Genomic DNA, 16,550 nt, shown 5'->3' on the forward strand with positions numbered 1-16,550 from the left:
TGGGGCCTCACTTGCCGTGTTTGGCCTGAAGTGCCTTGGCATGCTTCAGGTGCTCTTCGAGCTTAGGCAGGGTTTCGCTGGCAAAGGCCTTCAGCTCGGCCTTGTCGGACGATGCAGCCTCTTTCTTGAACAGCTCCACCGCTTTTTCGTGGGCATCGACCTGATTGTTGATATAGGACTTGTCGAACGATTCATCGCGCCATTCCAGGATCATTTTCTTGACCTTGTCAGTCATCGCCGCCTCGTCAGGCACGGAAATGTCCAGTTTGCGCGCGATATCGCCGAGCTTCTGATTGGCCTGAGTGTGGTCAGTGACCATTTGCTGGGCAAAGGTCTTGATCTCGCCATTCTGGCTCTTTTCCTGAGCCAGCTTGCCGGTGACCACTTCAGCGATGCCGGACTCGGTCGCCGCCTCGACAAAGTCATCGGAACTGGCGGCCATTGCGTGCACAGATGCCAGCCCCAGCACCATGCTGAGCCCAACGCGCTTGATGAAGAGATTGCTCATGCTTCACTCCTTAAACTTGACGCGACGTCAGTGTCGCGTACGGTTGAGGGTGAGGACACGGTAAAGGTTTAATCTTTTTCGCCAGCGGTTCGGCATGAACAGCGCTGAACTATAGTGAAAGGCGGCGAATGCGGTATGGCCAGGGAACCCAATGTGCGCAGCCAGGATACAGGAAGAAGACGGGCTTTTCGCAGCCAGCGGCGAGGGCCGCGCCGTGGCGTTGTTCCGCCTGGTGCTGGCGTTCATGCTGATGGTCATGCTGGCCTTCGTGCTGGTGGAAGGCTGGCGTATCTGGCGTGACTACCGCTACGCCTACAACAACGCCGAGAACATGGTTAGCAACCTGGCGCGGGCAACGGCGCAGCACGCCGAGGACGCCATCCGCCAGGTTGACGTCATTACAGCGTCCTTGGCCGAGCGCCTACAAGGCGACGGTTTCGACCACATCGACCGGCCACGCCTGCATGCCTTGCTGGCACAGCAGAAAAGCATCATGCCGCAGTTGCACGGGTTGTTTGTATATGGCCCGGACGGCAGCTGGATCGTCACCGACCAGGCGGCTATCCCGCCTAATGCCAACAACGCTGACCGTGATTACTTCGTCTTCCACCGCGACCATGCCGACCGCGGTGTACGCATTGGCTCAGTGGTGCGCAGCCGCTCGACCGGCGACTTGATCATCCCCATCTCCCGGCGTCTGGAGCATGCCGATGGCAGCTTCGCCGGTGTGCTGCTGGGCACTATCAAAGTCGAATGGTTCGTGCGTTATTACGGCGATTTCAAGATTGACGAGCGCGGGGCGCTGGTGCTGGCCAAGCGTGATGGCACCATTCTGGTACGGCGCCCGTTCGTGGCGCAGGTGGTGGGCCGGAGCCTGGCCAGCAGCGAGATCTTCCGTAATTACCTGCCGTATGCCCCGGAAGGGGTGGCGGAGGCGGTCGCCGTGATCGATGGTACGCCACGTCTGTATGGCTATCGGGCGCTGGCCAGCTACCCGCTGGTGGTGGAGGCAGGGCTGTCGCGCGAATCAATCGTCGCGCCCTGGCGGCACGATGCGATCAAGTCGGTGGCGGTGTTGCTGCTGTTGCTGGTCGGGCTGGCGGCGTTTGGCGGCGTGGTGCTGCGCCAGTTGCGCGAACGCATTGCCATCGAGCGGGCCCTGCACCAGGCGCACCAGACGCTGAAAGCGCTGGCCTTGACCGACAGCCTGACTGGGCTGGGTAACCGCCGGCGGCTGGATGCGGTGATCGAACCCGAGCTACGACGGGCGAGGCGCCAGGGTTACCCGCTGGCGCTGGTGATGCTCGACCTGGATTACTTCAAGCCCTACAACGACCGTTATGGGCACCCGGCAGGGGACCAGTGCCTGAGGCGCTTTGCCGAGGTGTTGCAACAGGTATTGAAACGGCCCGCAGACCTGGCGGTACGTTACGGCGGTGAGGAATTTACCTTGTTGCTACCTGACACTGACGCCCGCGGCGCAGAATTGCTGGTGCAGGAACTGCAGCAACTGTTGAGGCGGCAGGGGCTGGAGCATGCTGGCAGCCCGTTGGGGCGGGTGTCGTTCAGTGCCGGGATTGCAGTGGGTGATTTGGCACGGGAAGGGGTGACCGCGCTAAGCCTGATCGCGGCGGCGGACGCGGCGTTGTACCAGGCCAAGCGGCAAGGGCGCGATGGTTATGCGGTGGCGGCAGGTGTGGTGGTGGGGGTGGATTCGTGATACGGAAATAGGCGAGGTGCTCGTCGGTGTTCTAGCAGCGCCTATGCGATCGAGCGCCGCCCGCGCGGCGCTTCGCGGCACAAGGCCGCTCCCACATTTGTTTCGGGCCAATTATGCCTGTGCCTTCGGCGCGCGCCCCATTGAGTGCATGGCTTGAGATTGATGAAAAGCAGTGGCGCAGCCGATATCGAAAGGGACAAACAAGGCGGGCGCAGGTGATCTCACAGAAGAAACTGGCCCGAAACAGATGTGGAAGCGGCCTTGTGCCGCGAAGCGCCGCGCGGGCGGCGCTCGATCTCACAGGCACCCAAGATCTCAGGGCATGCACCTGTCAGCCCATACCGCTTAACAGCCCGCTCCCACATCTGCATCAACCAATCCTTTTGCAATGTGTATAGCATGACAATAGCTTCATCGGCAGCAGGACACAGCCGGTTACGCCTGCGTGGAAAAAAGTGCGGCTAGCCGGTACCCTTGCGCCTCCCTTTGCCATCACCCGGACCGTTCCATGTTGTTCAATCTCACCGTGCTGTTCGGCACCCTGGTGGCCATGGAGGGCGTTGGCACGCTGGCACACAAGTACATCATGCATGGCTGGGGCTGGTGGCTGCACCGCTCACACCATGAGCCACAGCTGGGCATGCTTGAAACCAACGACCTGTACCTGGTGGCCCTGGGGCTGATTGCCACGGCACTGGTAGCGCTGGGCAAGAGTGGCTACGCGCCGTTGCAATGGGTGGGCGGGGGCGTGGCGGGCTACGGCCTACTGTACGTACTGGCCCACGACGGCTTCTTTCACCGCCACTGGCCGCGCAAGCCACAGCCGGTCAACCGCTACCTCAAGCGCCTGCACCGTGCGCATCAGCTGCATCATGCAGTAAAGGGGCGTACGGGGAGTGTGTCGTTCGGGTTCTTCTATGCGCCGCCGTTGAAGGTGTTGAAGCAGCAGCTTCGGGGCAAGCGCAACCAGCTGTGACAGCCTGTTCTGGCCCTATCGCCGGCAAGCCAGCTCCCACAGGATCTGAAGTAGCCTGCAGGTATGCACCCTACCTGTGCCAGCTCCCACAGGATGTGTGCTGGCTTGCAGGTTTGCACCCTACCTGGGCCAGCTCCCACAGGATGTGTACTGGCTTGCGGTTTTACACCTTACCTGTGGGAGCTGGCTTGCCGGCGATAGGGCCAGAGGCAACATCATCAATTCACTGTTTCTCCCTCAGGCTGCGCCGCCACATGCCCCCGGCTGACCCACCAGCCAAACCCCGCCGCCGTAAAGAACATGATCAGGCTGTACAGCGCCGCCGGCACCGCCATGGTCGGGTTGTTCAGCAGCGAAGGGCTCAACGCCAGGGCAATCGCCAATGTCCCGTTGTGAATGCCGATCTCCATGCCGATGGCAATCGCCTGGCGCTTGGGAATGTTCAGCAAGCGCGGCACCCAATAGCCGACCGCCAGGCTCAGCAGGTTGAACAGCAGCGCCGCCAGGCCTACCACCGGTGCGTACTCGACAACCGTCGGCCAATCCTTGGCCAGGGCCAGGACGATGGTAAACGCCAGGAACAACGCCGCCACCAGCTTCATCGGTTTTTCCATCCGCGCGGCAAATGCTGCGGCGAAATGGCGAATCAGCATGCCCAGCGCCACCGGCAGCAGGACAATAGCGAACACCTGCATGACCTTGGCAAACTGCAGCGGTATGGCCTGGTCCGAGGCCATGAACCAGCTGAGCGACAGGTTCACCAGCAACGGCATGGTGAGGATCGCGATCAGCGAGTTGACCGCCGTGAGGGTGATGTTCAACGCCACATCGCCGTGGGCCAGATGGCTGAACAGGTTGGCGGTGGTGCCGCCCGGCGAGGCGGCCAGCAGCATCAGCCCCACCGCCAGCGCCGATTCCAGGCCGAAGCCGTTGGCAATCAGGAAGCACACCAGCGGCAGCAGCAGAATCTGGCAGGCCAGGCCTATCACCACTGGCTTGGGATACTTCACAACCCGGGCGAAGTCGGCGAGGGTCAGCGACAAACCAAGGCCGAGCATGATGATGCCCAAGGCAAGCGGCAGAACAGCGGTAAGCAAGGGCGAGGCGGTCATGAGCGTTCTCTCGGGCGAAGGATCCCGAGCAGTGTAGGTCGGCGCTGGTTGACAGCTGATCGCAAAGGGCCAGCCGTTGGTAACCATTTGTTACGGCAATGCAGGCGCATCAGGCCACACGCCGCATTGCAGCGGGTGTGCAAGCACAGTAGCATTCCGGCTTTTGCCGAGGATTCGCCTGTCATGCCGTTCCAGCAAGGTCTGCTTGCCACCCCGGTGCCGGTCCATGCCCGTCACCTGTTCTTCGCCATCGAAACGCCTGAGGCGTTGCCGGCAGCCCTGGATGCGCTGGCCGCCGAAGTGGACGGCCTGCGCTTGACGCTCGGCATCGGTGCCCCCCTTGCTAAAGCCCTGAACACCTGTGTGCAGGGCCTGAAGCCGTTTCCGCAACTGGATGCTGCAGTGGAAAACCCCAGCACCCAGCACGCGTTGTGGTTGTGGCTGCGCGGTGAGGAACGCGGTGACCTGTACCTGCGGGCGCAGGCGCTCGAGCAACTGCTGGCCCCGGCGTTCAGCCTGGTCGATCATGTCGACGGCTTTTTGCACCAGGGGGGCCGGGACCTGACTGGCTACGAAGACGGTACCGAAAACCCGCAAGACGAGGAGGCTGTCGATGCGGCCATTCTCGCCGGCGCTGGGCCTGGCCTGAACGGCTCGAGCTTCGCGGCATTCCAGCTGTGGAAGCATGACTTGCAGTATTTCAAGTCGTTGCCTCAAGAAACCCAGGACAACATCATCGGACGGCGCTTGAGCGATAACGAAGAACTGGACGACGCGCCAGCGTCTGCGCACGTCAAGCGTACAGCCCAGGAGAGCTTCGAACCTGAGGCCTTCATGGTGCGGCGGTCGGTGTCTTGGGCCGACACCCGTGGCGCAGGCCTGGCGTTTGTTGCCTTGGGCCGTTCACTGGATGCGTTCGAGGTGCAGCTGCGACGCATGAGCGGCCTGGAGGACGGCATCATCGACGCCTTGTACCGTTTCAGCCGGCCGCTGACCGGCGGCTACTACTGGTGCCCGCCAATGAGCGCGGCGGGTGTCGACCTAAGCCAGCTACTGCAAGCTTGATTACTAAACATCCAGATACAGAAACACCCACCGGCGCGGGACAGGGCGGCTAGCCTTGAAAGTTTCCGATTCATGACGGGAGCATTTCCATGTACGCACGTCGTGATGTCCTACGCGCCGGTGCCGCCTTGGGCGTATTGGCTGCAACTCCTTGGTTGCACGCCGCCACCCCGGCCGGCTTGCTGACCCGCAAAGTACCCGCGACCGGTGAAGCCTTGCCGGTGATCGGCGCCGGTACGTCCGGCAGCTTCGAGGTAGAGGCTGGCTCGGCCGGGTACCAGCAACTGAAAACAGTGCTGAAGGCGTTTTTCGACGGTGGCGGGCGGGTGATCGACACCTCGCCCAACTACGGGGGGGCCGACAGCATTCTCGGCCAGTTGCTGGAGGAGGGTGGCTGGCACCGGCAGTGCTTCATCGCCACCAAGATCGCCGCCAACAGCCGCGCCGACGCCGAAGCGCAATGGGCCGGCAGCCTCCAGAGCCTGCGCACCGACAAGGTCGACTTGCTGCAGATCCACAACCTGCGCGACTGGCAGGCCCAGCTGCCCTATGCCCGCGAGCTGAAGCAGCAGGGCAAGACCCGCTACGTCGGCATCACCCACTACCTGAACAGTGGCCAGGACGACGTTGCCCGTATCGTGCGCAGCGAGCCGCTGGACTTTATCCAGATCAACTACTCGGTCAACGCCCCCGACGCTGCCCGCGAGCTGCTGCCGCTGTGCCACGACAAGGGGGTTGCAGTGCTGATCAACCGCGCCTTCGACGATGGCCGCCTGTTTGCCCGGGTCAAACACCAGCCATTGCCCGGCTGGGCCGCAGATGCCGGCATCGGCAGTTGGGCGCAGCTGTTTCTCAAGTTCGCCATCAGCCACCCGGCGGTGACCACGGTCATTCCTGCTACCGGGCGCCCGGACCGCCAGCTCGACCAGCTCAAGGCCGGGCATGAGCCAATGCTTACCCAGGCGCAGCAACAAGCGCTGATCAAGCAGTTTACCTAGGACCATGAGCGCCTGGCGGCGGCGCCTGGACCAAGGGCTGAACATCCAGCCCGGCGAGGGGCCGGCGGTGATCGCCGGCTTGCTGCTGTTCTACCTGTTGTTCACCGGATACTTCATGCTGCGCCCGGTGCGCGAAACCATGGGCGTTGCCGGTGGTGTGGACAACCTGCAATGGCTGTTCACCGGCACTTTCATTGCCACCTTGGCGTGCCTGCCGCTATTTGGCTGGCTGGCGTCCAGGGTGCAACGCCGGCATATCCTGGCATGGACCTACGGCTTCTTTGCCAGCAACCTGGTGCTGTTCGCCGCGCTGCTCGCCCGCCACCCGGACGACCTGTGGACCGCGCGCGCGTTCTACATCTGGCTGTCGGTGTTCAACCTGCTGACCATCTCGCTGGCCTGGAGCGTATTGGCCGATTTGTTCTCGACCGCGCAGGGCAAGCGACTCTTCGGCCTGCTGGCAGCCGGGGCCAGCCTGGGCGGCCTTAGCGGTCCGATCCTTGGCACCTTGCTGGTGGCGCCATTGGGCCATGCCGGGCTGCTACTGCTGGCCGCGGTATTTCTGCTAGGCAGTGTCGGCGCAAGCCTGTTCCTGCAACGCTGGCGAGCCTGCCAAGTGTTGCCGACGCAGGCTGAGCGCCCCGACTCGCGGCCATTGGGCGGCAACCCGTTTACCGGGGCGACCGCGGTGTTGCGCTCGCCGTATCTGCTGGGCATCGCCCTGTTTGTGGTATTGCTGGCCAGCGTCAGCACGTTCCTGTACTTCGAGCAGGCGCGCATCGTCAGCGAAACCTTCACCGACCGCACCCGGCAAACCCAGGTGTTTGGCCTGATAGACAGCCTCGTGCAGGCCCTGGCTATCCTCACGCAGGTGTTCCTTACCGGGCGCCTGGCGCGGCGGATGGGGGTAGGGGTATTGCTGGTGGCGGTACCGCTGGTGATGGCCGCAGGATTCCTGTGGCTGGCCCTGGCGCCGGTATTCGCCGCGTTCGTGGTGGTGATGGTGGTACGCCGGGCCGGTGAATATGCGCTGGTAAGGCCCGGGCGCGAGATGCTGTTCACCGTGCTGCCTGCCGAGGACAAGTACAAGGCCAAGAACTTCATCGACACCGTGGTTTACCGTGGCGGTGATGCTTTCAGCGGCTGGGTCAAGCGCGCGCTGGACGTGCTGGGGGAGCATCCCCAGCTGGCGATGCTGATCGGTGCCCTGCTGGCCTTGGGCTGGGCGACGATCGGTGGCTGGTTGGGTCGCCACCAAGCGCGCCTGGATAGCCCGCTGCGCCACTGAACGGCGTACCAAATAAGGCTTCCTCGTTTATTTAATACCGCCGGTCCGAACCCTTGGCGATAAAACGAATCCCGCCATATGTCCGAACTCCGAACAGATGTACGGCAGATACGCCGTGCATTCCGAAGTCATACGAGGTTTTAGACCATGGCCACTAAAGACAACAGCCGTAGCGGCAATCAACAAGGCAGCCAGGGCGGTAACAAGAACCCAGGCAACTTTGCCAATGACCGTGAGAAAGCTTCCGAGGCAGGGCGCAAAGGCGGCCAGCACTCCGGTGGCGGCCAGAGCAGCGATTCCAGCCGCAAGGGCGGCCGTTCGTAAGTGAGGCTACGCAGTGCCGGGCAGCCGGCACTGCGGTTTTTCCGCAGCGGAGGACCCTATGCGACTGACATCTCTGATCGCCCTGCTGGGCACGCTGACCTTGGTCGGCGGCTGTTTCGACCGCGATAACAATCACCCAGGCAAGGATGCCGACCCAAGCAAGCCATCGCTGCAGATGCAGCAGCCTGGTGACAAGCCTGCACCCCAACCTGCGCCCGACCCTGAGCCTATGCCAGGGCAGAAACCTAGCCAATAACTAACCGCGCACGAGGATTTCGGCATGACGGTCATGACTCGCAAGACCGCCGCAATGGTTCCGGCCTCGCCAACCGGGCCGACCTTGCAACAGCGTTACCACGCATTGCTTGAAGGGCCAGACCCTGCAGGCGTGGCCTGGTTGAACGAGCAATTGTCACGCGCGCAGCGTATACCGGATGACTTGCCTGCCAACCCCGCTGAACTCGAAGCCTGGAGCGCCGATCATGCCGCCCAGGTTGCGGGAGCCTATGCACTGTATCTGGAGCACCGCCGGGAAGGGGCGCCGCGCCGGTATTTTGCCAATCGCGCCCAGGCGATATGGTTTTTGCAACAGGTTGCGCCAACCAAGGCTGTCGACGGTGCCTGGCTGTACAGTGCCCTGCGGCATTGGGGCGACCCCCGCTACCACGGTCTCATACGCACTTATATCGAGGAGTTGGGTAGCGGAGACCCGCGCTGCAATCACGTGTTGATCTACCAGCGCCTGATGACCCGCCTGGGCTGCCTTGAGCCGTTGCAGCTGGATGACCAACGCTACCTGCAAGGCACTGTGCAGCTGGCGCTTGGGCGATTTGGCGAAGATTTCCTGCCCGAAGTGATCGGCTATAACCTTGGCTACGAACAACCACCGCTGCATTTGCTCATCACCACCTATGAATTGGCCGAATTGGGTATCGACGGCCAGTATTTCCAGCTGCATGTCACCATCGACAATGCCGCTAGCGGCCATGCCCAGCTAGCGATACAGGCTTTGCGCCAACTGTGCCCGGCCGACAACCAGGGCGAGTTCTATCAGCGCGTACGGCTCGGCTATCGCCTGAATGACCTGGGTGTCGATACACCCAGCCTGATCAGCAATTTCGACCTTGAAGCCGAGCTTATCCAGGCGTTGGAACACAAGCGTAATTTTGGCCAGTTCATGCATTCCGACCGCTGCCGATTGCAGGGGCGCACCGTCAACCAGTGGCTGGCCGAACCGGGTGCCATGCCGGGTTTCCTCGACGCCTTGCAAGCCCAAGGCTGGATTCGCCGTGGCGAGGACCCGGCCCAAAGCCGTTGGTGGAAGCTGGTGGAAGGGCCGTCGGCACCCATGTACGGGGTGTTCACCGCCTACGAGAAACAATTGTGGCACGACTGGATTGCGGCCGGCTGGCATTCGCGAATCAAGCGCGTCCCGCCTGGCAGCTGGGACGTACCGCTGCAAGCCGACGAGCAGCCTGCCAAGGCTGCGCAGGCCGATATCGAGACGTTGATCGAGCACATGTCGGGCAATCGCCATGCGGCGCCCGAGGGCCTTATGGCCACTCGCGCCTACCTGCGCGCTACCGGCCTGATCCAGGAGGAACCTCGCTGATGATGCTAGACCCGCAACAACTTGCAACCGACCAGGCGCTATTGCAACTGGGCAAGCGCCTGCGTGCCGATGGTTATCGGTTCACTTGCGTTACGCCCGCTACCCATGCCCGCGTGAACGCCCGCGAAGGCGCCGCGCAGGCGCACACATTGCGCGACGTGTTCGGCTGGAGCCGCCCGTTCGCTCCGGCATTGGTGTCTGCCGACGAACTGGGCCAGCTGCAACGCGCCGAACTGCTTGCCGGGCAAGGCGAGCTGCTGCAGAGCACCGTGCGCTGGTCGACGCTCGATGACCTGCTGCTGGTGCATTCTGCTTATCCGACCGAGGCCAGTGACGCGGTATTTTTTGGTCCGGACAGCTACCGGTTTGCCCAGGTCATCCACGAGCACCTGCAAACTAGCCCCAAGCGCGTTGAGCATGCCGTGGATATTGGCTGCGGCACCGGCGTTGGTGCTTTGGTTATTGCCAGAGCCGCGCAGCATGCGCAGGTTACAGCCGTGGACATCAACCCGCTCGCACTGCGCTATACCGCGATCAATGCGGCCCTGGCTGGCGTAAGCAACGTTTCTGTCGAACACAGTAACCTGCTCGACGGCGTGACCGGCAGCTTCGACTTGATTGTGGCTAACCCGCCCTACATGCTGGACGTTGGCGAACGCACGTATCGCCATGGCGGCGGCTCATTGGGGGCAGAGCTGTCGCTGCGCATCGTCGAACAGGCGCGAGAACGCCTGAGCGCCGGGGGTTCATTGTTACTCTATACAGGAGTGGCCATGGTTGAGGGGCGTGATGCCTTGCTCGAGGCCATCCGACTGCGCCTGGCCGGGCCTGAATGGTCCTGGGTGTACCGGGAAATCGACCCGGATGTATTCGGCGAGCAACTGGACGAGCGCGGCTATGAGCACGTCGAACGCATCGCTGCCGTAGCGCTTACCGTTACCCGTAACGGCTGACCCGCATGGCTGAGGCTTGCACATTCGGCATCGAGGAAGAATACCTGCTGGTCAGCCTGGGTTCCGGGCGAGTGCCGGCGGCCCCCTCGCCAGCGATAATCGGGCGCTGCCGCGAAGCCATAGGCGCGCATTTTGCCCAGGAGATGTTCCGCAGCCAGATCGAAGTTGCCTCTCCTGTGTTCGCCAACCTGTTTGAGGCACGTGAATTCTTCCAGCACAGTCGCAGCAGATTGCGGACGGTGTTGAACGAGGAGGGCTTGGGCCTGTACGGCGCAGCCAGCCACCCCAATGCCGACTGGCTGCGCCAGCAGCCCGCTGCGTCGCCTCACTACCGGCAGTTGTTCGAAGACTACCGCCATGTCGCCCGGCGCAGCCTGCTCAATGGCCTGCATGTGCATGTTGGTGTTCCGCCAAGCTGCGACCGCATGCAACTGATCAATCGCCTGCTAGGCTGGCTGCCGCTTTTGCTGGTACTCAGTACCTCGTCACCGCTATGGTCAGGGCAGCTTACCGGCTACATGAGTTATCGCCGGGTCATTTGCGGCGAGTGGCCACACATGGGGCTGCCCGAAGCCTTGCCGGATTGGGGCGCTTACGAGCGTTACCGCGCACTGTTGCAGCGTACCGGGTCAATGACGGCAGAAGGTGATTTCTGGTGGGCGATACGCCCCTCACGGCGCTATCCCACAGTAGAGTTACGCATTTGCGACAGCTGCCCGCAGCTGGAAGACGCCTTGTGCATTGCCGCGCTGTTCCGCCATCTGGTGGAGCACGCTATCAGCTACCGGCATGACGCTGCGTGCAATCGCGAGTTACGTTGGGTTGCTCAGGAGAATTATTGGCGCGCCATGCGCCATGGGCGTCACGGTGAGTTCATCGGCTTGCACCAGCAACAACCGGTGACGGCTGCCGGCTGGCTGGCCCAGTTACAAGAGCGCGTGCCCATCGACAGTGTTGACGCTGAACGCGCGTATCAGCATGCCCAGCACCTGCTGCGTGACGGTACCCATGCTGATCAGCAGATGCGCTGCCTGCAACGGGCCGCCCTCAGCGGGTTGAGCAAGGCGCAAGCACTACGGACTGTGGTGGCCGCCGGGACTTGCAATTAGCCGAGGTTGACCGACAATGGCCGCGCCCCTCGCAGCCATTCGGAAACATCTGCTCCATGATGCTGATCAATCACTACCCTGAAATTGCTCTGGATGACACGCTGTTCGTCTTCGCCCTGGAGGCCGAGGCCGGTGATGTATTCACCGAGGTCAATACCGTATTCACCGGAATAGGCAAGGTCAATGCCGCCATCACTCTGACCAAAGCCATCGCAACGCGCCGTCCAAAACTGATCGTCAACCTCGGCTCGGCGGGCAGCCAGCGCCACGGCAAGGGCGAAGTGGTGTGCTGCACTCGCTTCGTGCAGCGTGACATGGACGTAACGCCGCTGGGCTTCGCCCGTTATGAAACGCCGTTGTCGGATATCCCGGTGCTGCTGGAGTACGGGACGTTGATCCCCGGCCTGCCCCTGGAAACATGCGGCAGCGGCGACAGCTTCGAGATCAATCATGCTGAGGCGCCCTATGACGTGGTCGATATGGAAGCCTATGTGCTGGCGTTGATAGCACGCAGCGAAGGCATCCCGTTCGTATGCCTGAAGTATATTTCTGATGACGCCGGCAGCGATGCGGCGGGGGACTGGGCGGTGCAGGTGCATCTGGCGGCCGAAGCGTTCAAGCGGGTGCTGTTCAGCCACGGGTGACCGCGGGGTGGTGTTCTTGCGGGCAAGAACCCTGTTCCGTTGGTGGCTGAAAACGCAGCTCGGCGACCCGCTACAGCCCGTTGTAGGAGCGGGTTTACCCGCGAATAGGCCGGACCTGCGGGCCAATTTCACTGGCCGTTCACCGTTGCAGCCGCCATCGCATTCGCGGGTGAACCCGCTCCTACATTGATCGGTGGCGTTCACACATCGGCGAGCCGCTACCACACGGCGTCGCAGTAAAACCTTCCCGGTGCGCAGCAGTCACTTGAGGTATCTGCAGACAAACCTGGGAGAATCTCCGTGGCTCGAGCAATCTGGAAAGGCGCGATCAGTTTTGGCTTGGTCCATATACCTGTGTCGCTCAATACGGCGGTGCGCACCGAGCGGGTCGACTTCGACTGGCTCGACAAGCGCAGCATGGAACCGGTGGGCTACAAGCGAGTGAACAAGGTTACCGGCAAGGACATCGACAAGGAAAACATCGTCAAGGGCGTGGAATACGAGAAAGGCCGCTATGTGGTAATCAGCGAGGAGGAGATACGCAAGGCGCGGCCCGAGGCCACCCAAACCATCGATATCTTCTCCTTCGTCGACGCGGGCGAAATCCCGTTGCAGCATTTTGACACGCCCTATTACCTGAGCCCCGACCGCCGAGGCGGCAAGGTCTATGCCTTGCTACGCGAAACGCTGGAAAAAACCGGCAAGGTGGCGCTGGCCACGGTAGTGCTGCATACCCGACAACACCTGGCGCTGCTGCGACCGCTGGACGATGCGCTAGTGATGATTACCTTGCGCTGGCCTGAGGAAGTGCGGGGGCTGGAGACCTTGGAACTCGACAGTAGCGTCACCGAGGCCAAGGTGGACAAGCGAGAGTTGGACATGGCCAAGCGCCTGGTCGAAGACATGAGCGGCGCTTGGCAGCCCAAGGAGTATCATGATGCCTTTCGCCAGACCATCATGGACCTTGTGGAGGAAAAAGCGAGCAAGGGCAAAATCGAGACGGTGGAAAAGGGCGAGGCCGGCGGTTCGGAGAAAGGCGCAGACATTCTCGACCTCACCGAGCTGCTCAAGCGCAGCCTGGGGGGCAAGAAACCGGCGAAGAAAACCCGCAAGGCCTCATAGCCGCAAACCTGGGAGCGCCCATGGGGCCGCGAAGCAGCCCCACATACGCGTCACATAAGATGCGCCTGTAGCCCCGCCAGATAGTCGGCAAACCCGTCTCGCGCTCGGCTGTCACGCCGGCTGCTGGTGGCCACGCTGTGCCGGGCGGTCCAGACGATCCGGGCGCCGCTGGCCTGCAAGTCGGCCACCAACTGCACATCCTCGTGCGCCGGCAAGGGTTGAAAGCCACCTACGCGTTCATAAGCAGCGGCGCAGATGCCCAGGTTTGCCCCGTGCACATGCCGGTGGCCTTCCTGCGCCTGGTATCGGCTGCGGTACAGCTTGCGCAGGTCGGCGGTCTGCCAGGGTTGCCAGTGCTGGACATGCACCGTGCCACATACCACTTCGGCACTGCAGCCCAGCTGTGAAAGCAACCAGGTCGGCGGTACCTGGCTATCGGCATCGGTGCAGGCCAGCCAGCGAGCGCCACGCCTGAGCATGAACGCAGCGCCGCAGCGCCGGGCAGTGCCCACATTGCGCGCATCGATGTGCAGCAAATGGACACCGTGGCGTTTGGCGACGGCCGCGCTGCTATCGGTGCAGCTGTCCAGCACTACCACAACCTCCACCTGATGGCCTGCCTGTTGCGCCTGGTCTACGGCCGTTTTCACGGATTTCAGGCAACGCCCCAAGCGCCGCGCCTCGTTGTGCGCGGGGATAATTACGGCAATCATGGGCAGATCTCGTCGAGGTCGACCACGCTAGGCTGGCAAGACCAGTATTCCAGGATGAAATCGGCCTCTTCGTGGCGGTAAACCGGATAAAGCGGCATGTGTTTGGCCAGCATCCGATGCACTTCCCGGCCATCCTGCGGGCAGCCGGCAATCGGGTGCTTCCAGTGGCAGGCGAGCAGGCCGCCCTCGTAGGTCAGGCTGGCCACTGACTGTTCGATAACCTGCAACCAGTCCGTAGGGTCGAGGTAATACCCCACCTCGCTGAGCACGATCAGGTCGAAGTGGCCACCCGGCCAGTCACCTGGCAAGCGCGCCAGGCTCACCGAGGCATGCGCGATGTCGCCCAGCCGGTCACGGGCCAGGCCAACTGCAGTGGGGTCGATGTCTTGGCACAGCAGTTCAGCACAGCGATCAGCCAGCAAAGCGCTGAGCTCGCCGTTGGCACAGGCCGGCTCGAACACGCGCTGGTAGCACTGGCGCGGCAAGCTGGCGATGACCAGATCGCGCTTGCGCTTTTCGTACCAGCGGGTGCGAAACGCCCAGGGGTCTTCGCTGGCGGCGTACAGGTCGGCAAAATACTGCGCATCGAGGCTCATGACAACTCCACTCAAAGGAACACCAGTTCGAAAGGTTGCAGCAGGCAATCCAGCAGGTTCGGCGGCAGCACCGGCGCCTGATCGCCGTCGGGTTGCAGCTGGCTGACGTGTGCGGCCAGGGCTTTGCGCTTGCGTGCCACCCGGGTTTCATCCAGCTGCAGCCGATGCGCCCGTGGCCATGGCAACCGCGGGTCATCCGGCCCGGCCCAGTGCCAGGCCCAGACCGGGACTTCGGCAACCTGCACCTGTCGCGCCGCCGCCGCATGCGCCGCTGCACGGCCAACGGCTTCGTGGTCGCAATGACCGTCATGGCGCCAGGTAGCCATTAACAGATCATCAGGCCGAAGCAGTTGGGTAAGATGGCTCACCAGAAAGGCTTCCTCGCGTGGCAGCTGCCCGTCCTTGAGGTGCAACCGGCGCCAGTCCATGCGGTTAGGGTTCAGATCGAGTTGTTGCAGCGCCAGGCGGCTTTCCTGCGGGCGTTGCCGACGCAAGCGGTGTTCGGTCCAATGACTGGAACCGGGGTGGCTGCCTTCGCCATCCGTTGCCGAAATCAACACCAGTTCATCTTCACGGCCCTTGAAGCCGGCCAGTAGCCCACCGGCCATCAGGATTTCGTCGTCCGGGTGTGGGGCGATCAGCACCAGGCGCCGCCCGGGCGGGCATAGTTGGCTGGGGTCAAGCCAGGTTGCGCGGGCCAGATGCGCCCCCTGCTGCCAGGCGGCCCAAGGTGTGCCACTGCTGGCATTGATCAGGTTTTCACTCATAGTTGCCATGCTCCGGCCGGCACGTGGGCCGACTGTTCGCCCAACACGGCCAAGTCGCGCTCGGCGTGGCTCTGACGCAGGAACACCGGCAGGTCGGCGCTCAGCCGGGCAAAGTGGCTGCTGCGGCAAAACGGCGTCGCCCCCAGTGCTCGCCCGACGTGAGAGATGACCTGTTCCACCGCCTGCTCGACCTGGGCCCGCGTGCGGCGTACTTCGAAGCTGGCGTCCGCGCCGGGTTGCCGGTCGATCCATGCTGCGCACTCACGCAGCGCCGCGCGAGCACCGAATAGCGCCGCATCAACAGCGCCCAGATGGGCATTGGCATGCGGGTCAGGGCGCGGCTTGCGGCAGTGCTCACGTAGGTAATCTGCGAGGGCCTCGGCGGCCCCGTACCAGCAGGCCGCGATGCCGGCACCTCCTTGCCAGAAGCCTGCGCGAGACAGGTACTGCCCCGGGCTACCGACCAGCGTAGCGGGGGCATCGGTGAACTCGACGTCAACGCTGGCCGTGGTGGCCATGCCCACCGCCTGCCAATGCTCGATATTCAGCCCTTGGCTGGGTTGTGACAGCTCGATGGCTACCAGCTGCGTCTGGCCATCTTCGTCCCACGCAGTGATCAGCGCCCGGTCAATCTGCAGCGCGCCCGAGCACCATGCCTTGCGGCCGTTCAGGCGTACCTGGGCACCTTCACGGGCAGTGATGAACGTGCGCGCATCGGGTGGTTCTGCAGCCCATACTCCCCAGGTACCCTCTGCTACGTAATGCGCTGCGCCGCATTCGGCAAGAATCGCCAGCGCATCGGTATGGCCTTCATACAGTTTGGCCAACGCCAGGTCACAGCCAGCAACCCTGGCCAGGGTCTGCCAACGTCTCAAGGTGTTGCCTTGCCCAGGCAATGGTAGCAAGTCGAGGTGATCCGCTCGCAGGGCCTGGATCAGCTGCGGCAGCTGAGTATCAAGGTTGAGTGGTTGCTGCCGTTCGCCAAAGGTGCGTAGCAGCCGGTCGAGGGTGGTCAGGTTGAAATCCTGAACGATGCTCATGGG

Annotated in this window: 17 protein-coding genes and 1 pseudogene; 12 read left to right on the forward strand and 6 right to left on the reverse strand. The window is 62.8% G+C overall.

Annotated elements, in window-relative coordinates; all coding sequences use genetic code 11:
• Nucleotides 1–7: 7 nt before the first annotated feature.
• A complete protein-coding gene (locus tag ACI2KG_RS04820) occupies nucleotides 8–508 on the reverse strand; it encodes a DUF4142 domain-containing protein (RefSeq protein ID WP_404661012.1) in 501 nt (166 codons plus the stop codon).
• A gap of 151 nt (nucleotides 509–659) precedes the next feature.
• On the opposite strand from ACI2KG_RS04820, the gene ACI2KG_RS04825 reads away from it, so the two are divergent.
• Together ACI2KG_RS04825 and ACI2KG_RS04830 are read left to right on the forward strand one after the other, a co-directional pair.
• On the forward strand, nucleotides 660–2,228 hold the full coding sequence (locus ACI2KG_RS04825) for a diguanylate cyclase (RefSeq protein WP_404661013.1): 1,569 nt from the start codon (nucleotides 660–662) through the stop codon (nucleotides 2,226–2,228).
• A 508-nt stretch (nucleotides 2,229–2,736) separates the two neighbouring features.
• The gene (locus ACI2KG_RS04830) at nucleotides 2,737–3,204 is read left to right on the forward strand and encodes a sterol desaturase family protein (RefSeq protein ID WP_404661014.1); all 468 of its coding nucleotides are present in this window, start codon (nucleotides 2,737–2,739) and stop codon (nucleotides 3,202–3,204) included.
• 218 nt (nucleotides 3,205–3,422) lie between these two features.
• On the opposite strand, the gene ACI2KG_RS04835 is transcribed toward ACI2KG_RS04830, so the two are convergent.
• Nucleotides 3,423–4,316 (reverse strand): bile acid:sodium symporter family protein, encoded by an 894-nt coding sequence (locus tag ACI2KG_RS04835; RefSeq protein ID WP_404661015.1) that lies wholly within the window; start codon nucleotides 4,314–4,316, stop codon nucleotides 3,423–3,425.
• A 183-nt stretch (nucleotides 4,317–4,499) separates the two neighbouring features.
• Between ACI2KG_RS04835 and ACI2KG_RS04840 the strand changes: the two genes are divergently transcribed.
• The 10 genes and pseudogenes from ACI2KG_RS04840 to ACI2KG_RS04885 all read left to right on the forward strand — a co-directional run bounded on the left by ACI2KG_RS04840 (nucleotide 4,500) and on the right by ACI2KG_RS04885 (nucleotide 13,431).
• Nucleotides 4,500–5,381: a Dyp-type peroxidase gene (locus tag ACI2KG_RS04840; protein ID WP_404661016.1), complete on the forward strand. Its 882-nt coding sequence runs from the start codon at nucleotides 4,500–4,502 to the stop codon at nucleotides 5,379–5,381.
• An 89-nt stretch (nucleotides 5,382–5,470) separates the two neighbouring features.
• Complete coding sequence (locus ACI2KG_RS04845; protein ID WP_404661017.1) at nucleotides 5,471–6,379, forward strand: aldo/keto reductase; 909 nt, start codon at nucleotides 5,471–5,473, stop codon at nucleotides 6,377–6,379.
• Nucleotides 6,380–6,383: 4 nt separating this feature from the next.
• Nucleotides 6,384–7,667 (forward strand): NTP/NDP exchange transporter, encoded by a 1,284-nt coding sequence (locus ACI2KG_RS04850; RefSeq protein ID WP_404661018.1) that lies wholly within the window; start codon nucleotides 6,384–6,386, stop codon nucleotides 7,665–7,667.
• 204 nt (nucleotides 7,668–7,871) lie between these two features.
• Nucleotides 7,872–7,991: pseudogene (locus tag ACI2KG_RS04855) on the forward strand (KGG domain-containing protein); the annotation flags it as partial.
• Nucleotides 7,992–8,049: 58 nt separating this feature from the next.
• Nucleotides 8,050–8,247, forward strand: coding sequence for a hypothetical protein (locus ACI2KG_RS04860; protein WP_400618727.1), 198 nt, complete (start codon nucleotides 8,050–8,052; stop codon nucleotides 8,245–8,247).
• A gap of 24 nt (nucleotides 8,248–8,271) precedes the next feature.
• On the forward strand, nucleotides 8,272–9,603 hold the full coding sequence (locus ACI2KG_RS04865; protein WP_404661019.1) for an iron-containing redox enzyme family protein: 1,332 nt from the start codon (nucleotides 8,272–8,274) through the stop codon (nucleotides 9,601–9,603).
• Nucleotides 9,603–10,556 (forward strand): methyltransferase, encoded by a 954-nt coding sequence (locus ACI2KG_RS04870; RefSeq protein WP_404661020.1) that lies wholly within the window; start codon nucleotides 9,603–9,605, stop codon nucleotides 10,554–10,556. Before ACI2KG_RS04865 ends, ACI2KG_RS04870 begins: the two co-directional genes overlap by 1 nt.
• A 5-nt stretch (nucleotides 10,557–10,561) precedes the next feature.
• Entirely contained in the window at nucleotides 10,562–11,665 is a 1,104-nt protein-coding gene (locus ACI2KG_RS04875) for a carboxylate-amine ligase (RefSeq protein ID WP_404661021.1), read from the forward strand.
• A 56-nt stretch (nucleotides 11,666–11,721) separates the two neighbouring features.
• Complete coding sequence (locus ACI2KG_RS04880; RefSeq protein WP_404661022.1) at nucleotides 11,722–12,309, forward strand: nucleosidase; 588 nt, start codon at nucleotides 11,722–11,724, stop codon at nucleotides 12,307–12,309.
• Nucleotides 12,310–12,609: 300 nt separating this feature from the next.
• Nucleotides 12,610–13,431 carry a Ku protein gene (locus ACI2KG_RS04885; RefSeq protein WP_400618712.1) on the forward strand — a complete coding sequence of 274 codons (822 nt, stop codon included), beginning with the start codon at nucleotides 12,610–12,612 and terminating at the stop codon, nucleotides 13,429–13,431.
• A gap of 50 nt (nucleotides 13,432–13,481) precedes the next feature.
• Here the strand turns inward: ACI2KG_RS04885 and ACI2KG_RS04890 are convergent, their stop codons facing one another.
• Genes ACI2KG_RS04890 through ACI2KG_RS04905 form a run of 4 tightly spaced genes read right to left on the reverse strand, consistent with a single transcriptional unit; the run spans nucleotide 13,482 to nucleotide 16,547 of the window.
• Nucleotides 13,482–14,144 carry a glycosyltransferase gene (locus ACI2KG_RS04890; RefSeq protein ID WP_404661023.1) on the reverse strand — a complete coding sequence of 221 codons (663 nt, stop codon included), beginning with the start codon at nucleotides 14,142–14,144 and terminating at the stop codon, nucleotides 13,482–13,484.
• Nucleotides 14,141–14,740 (reverse strand): SAM-dependent methyltransferase, encoded by a 600-nt coding sequence (locus tag ACI2KG_RS04895; protein WP_404661024.1) that lies wholly within the window; start codon nucleotides 14,738–14,740, stop codon nucleotides 14,141–14,143. Before ACI2KG_RS04895 ends, ACI2KG_RS04890 begins: the two co-directional genes overlap by 4 nt.
• Nucleotides 14,741–14,751: 11 nt before the next feature.
• Nucleotides 14,752–15,507: a PIG-L deacetylase family protein gene (locus ACI2KG_RS04900; protein ID WP_400618703.1), complete on the reverse strand. Its 756-nt coding sequence runs from the start codon at nucleotides 15,505–15,507 to the stop codon at nucleotides 14,752–14,754.
• The gene (locus ACI2KG_RS04905) at nucleotides 15,504–16,547 is read right to left on the reverse strand and encodes an acyl-CoA dehydrogenase (RefSeq protein WP_404661025.1); all 1,044 of its coding nucleotides are present in this window, start codon (nucleotides 16,545–16,547) and stop codon (nucleotides 15,504–15,506) included. Before ACI2KG_RS04905 ends, ACI2KG_RS04900 begins: the two co-directional genes overlap by 4 nt.
• Between the last annotated feature and the right edge of the window lie 3 nt (nucleotides 16,548–16,550).

This window comes from Pseudomonas sp. NPDC089407, from assembly GCF_044900445.1.
Lineage (GTDB): Bacteria > Pseudomonadota > Gammaproteobacteria > Pseudomonadales > Pseudomonadaceae > Aquipseudomonas.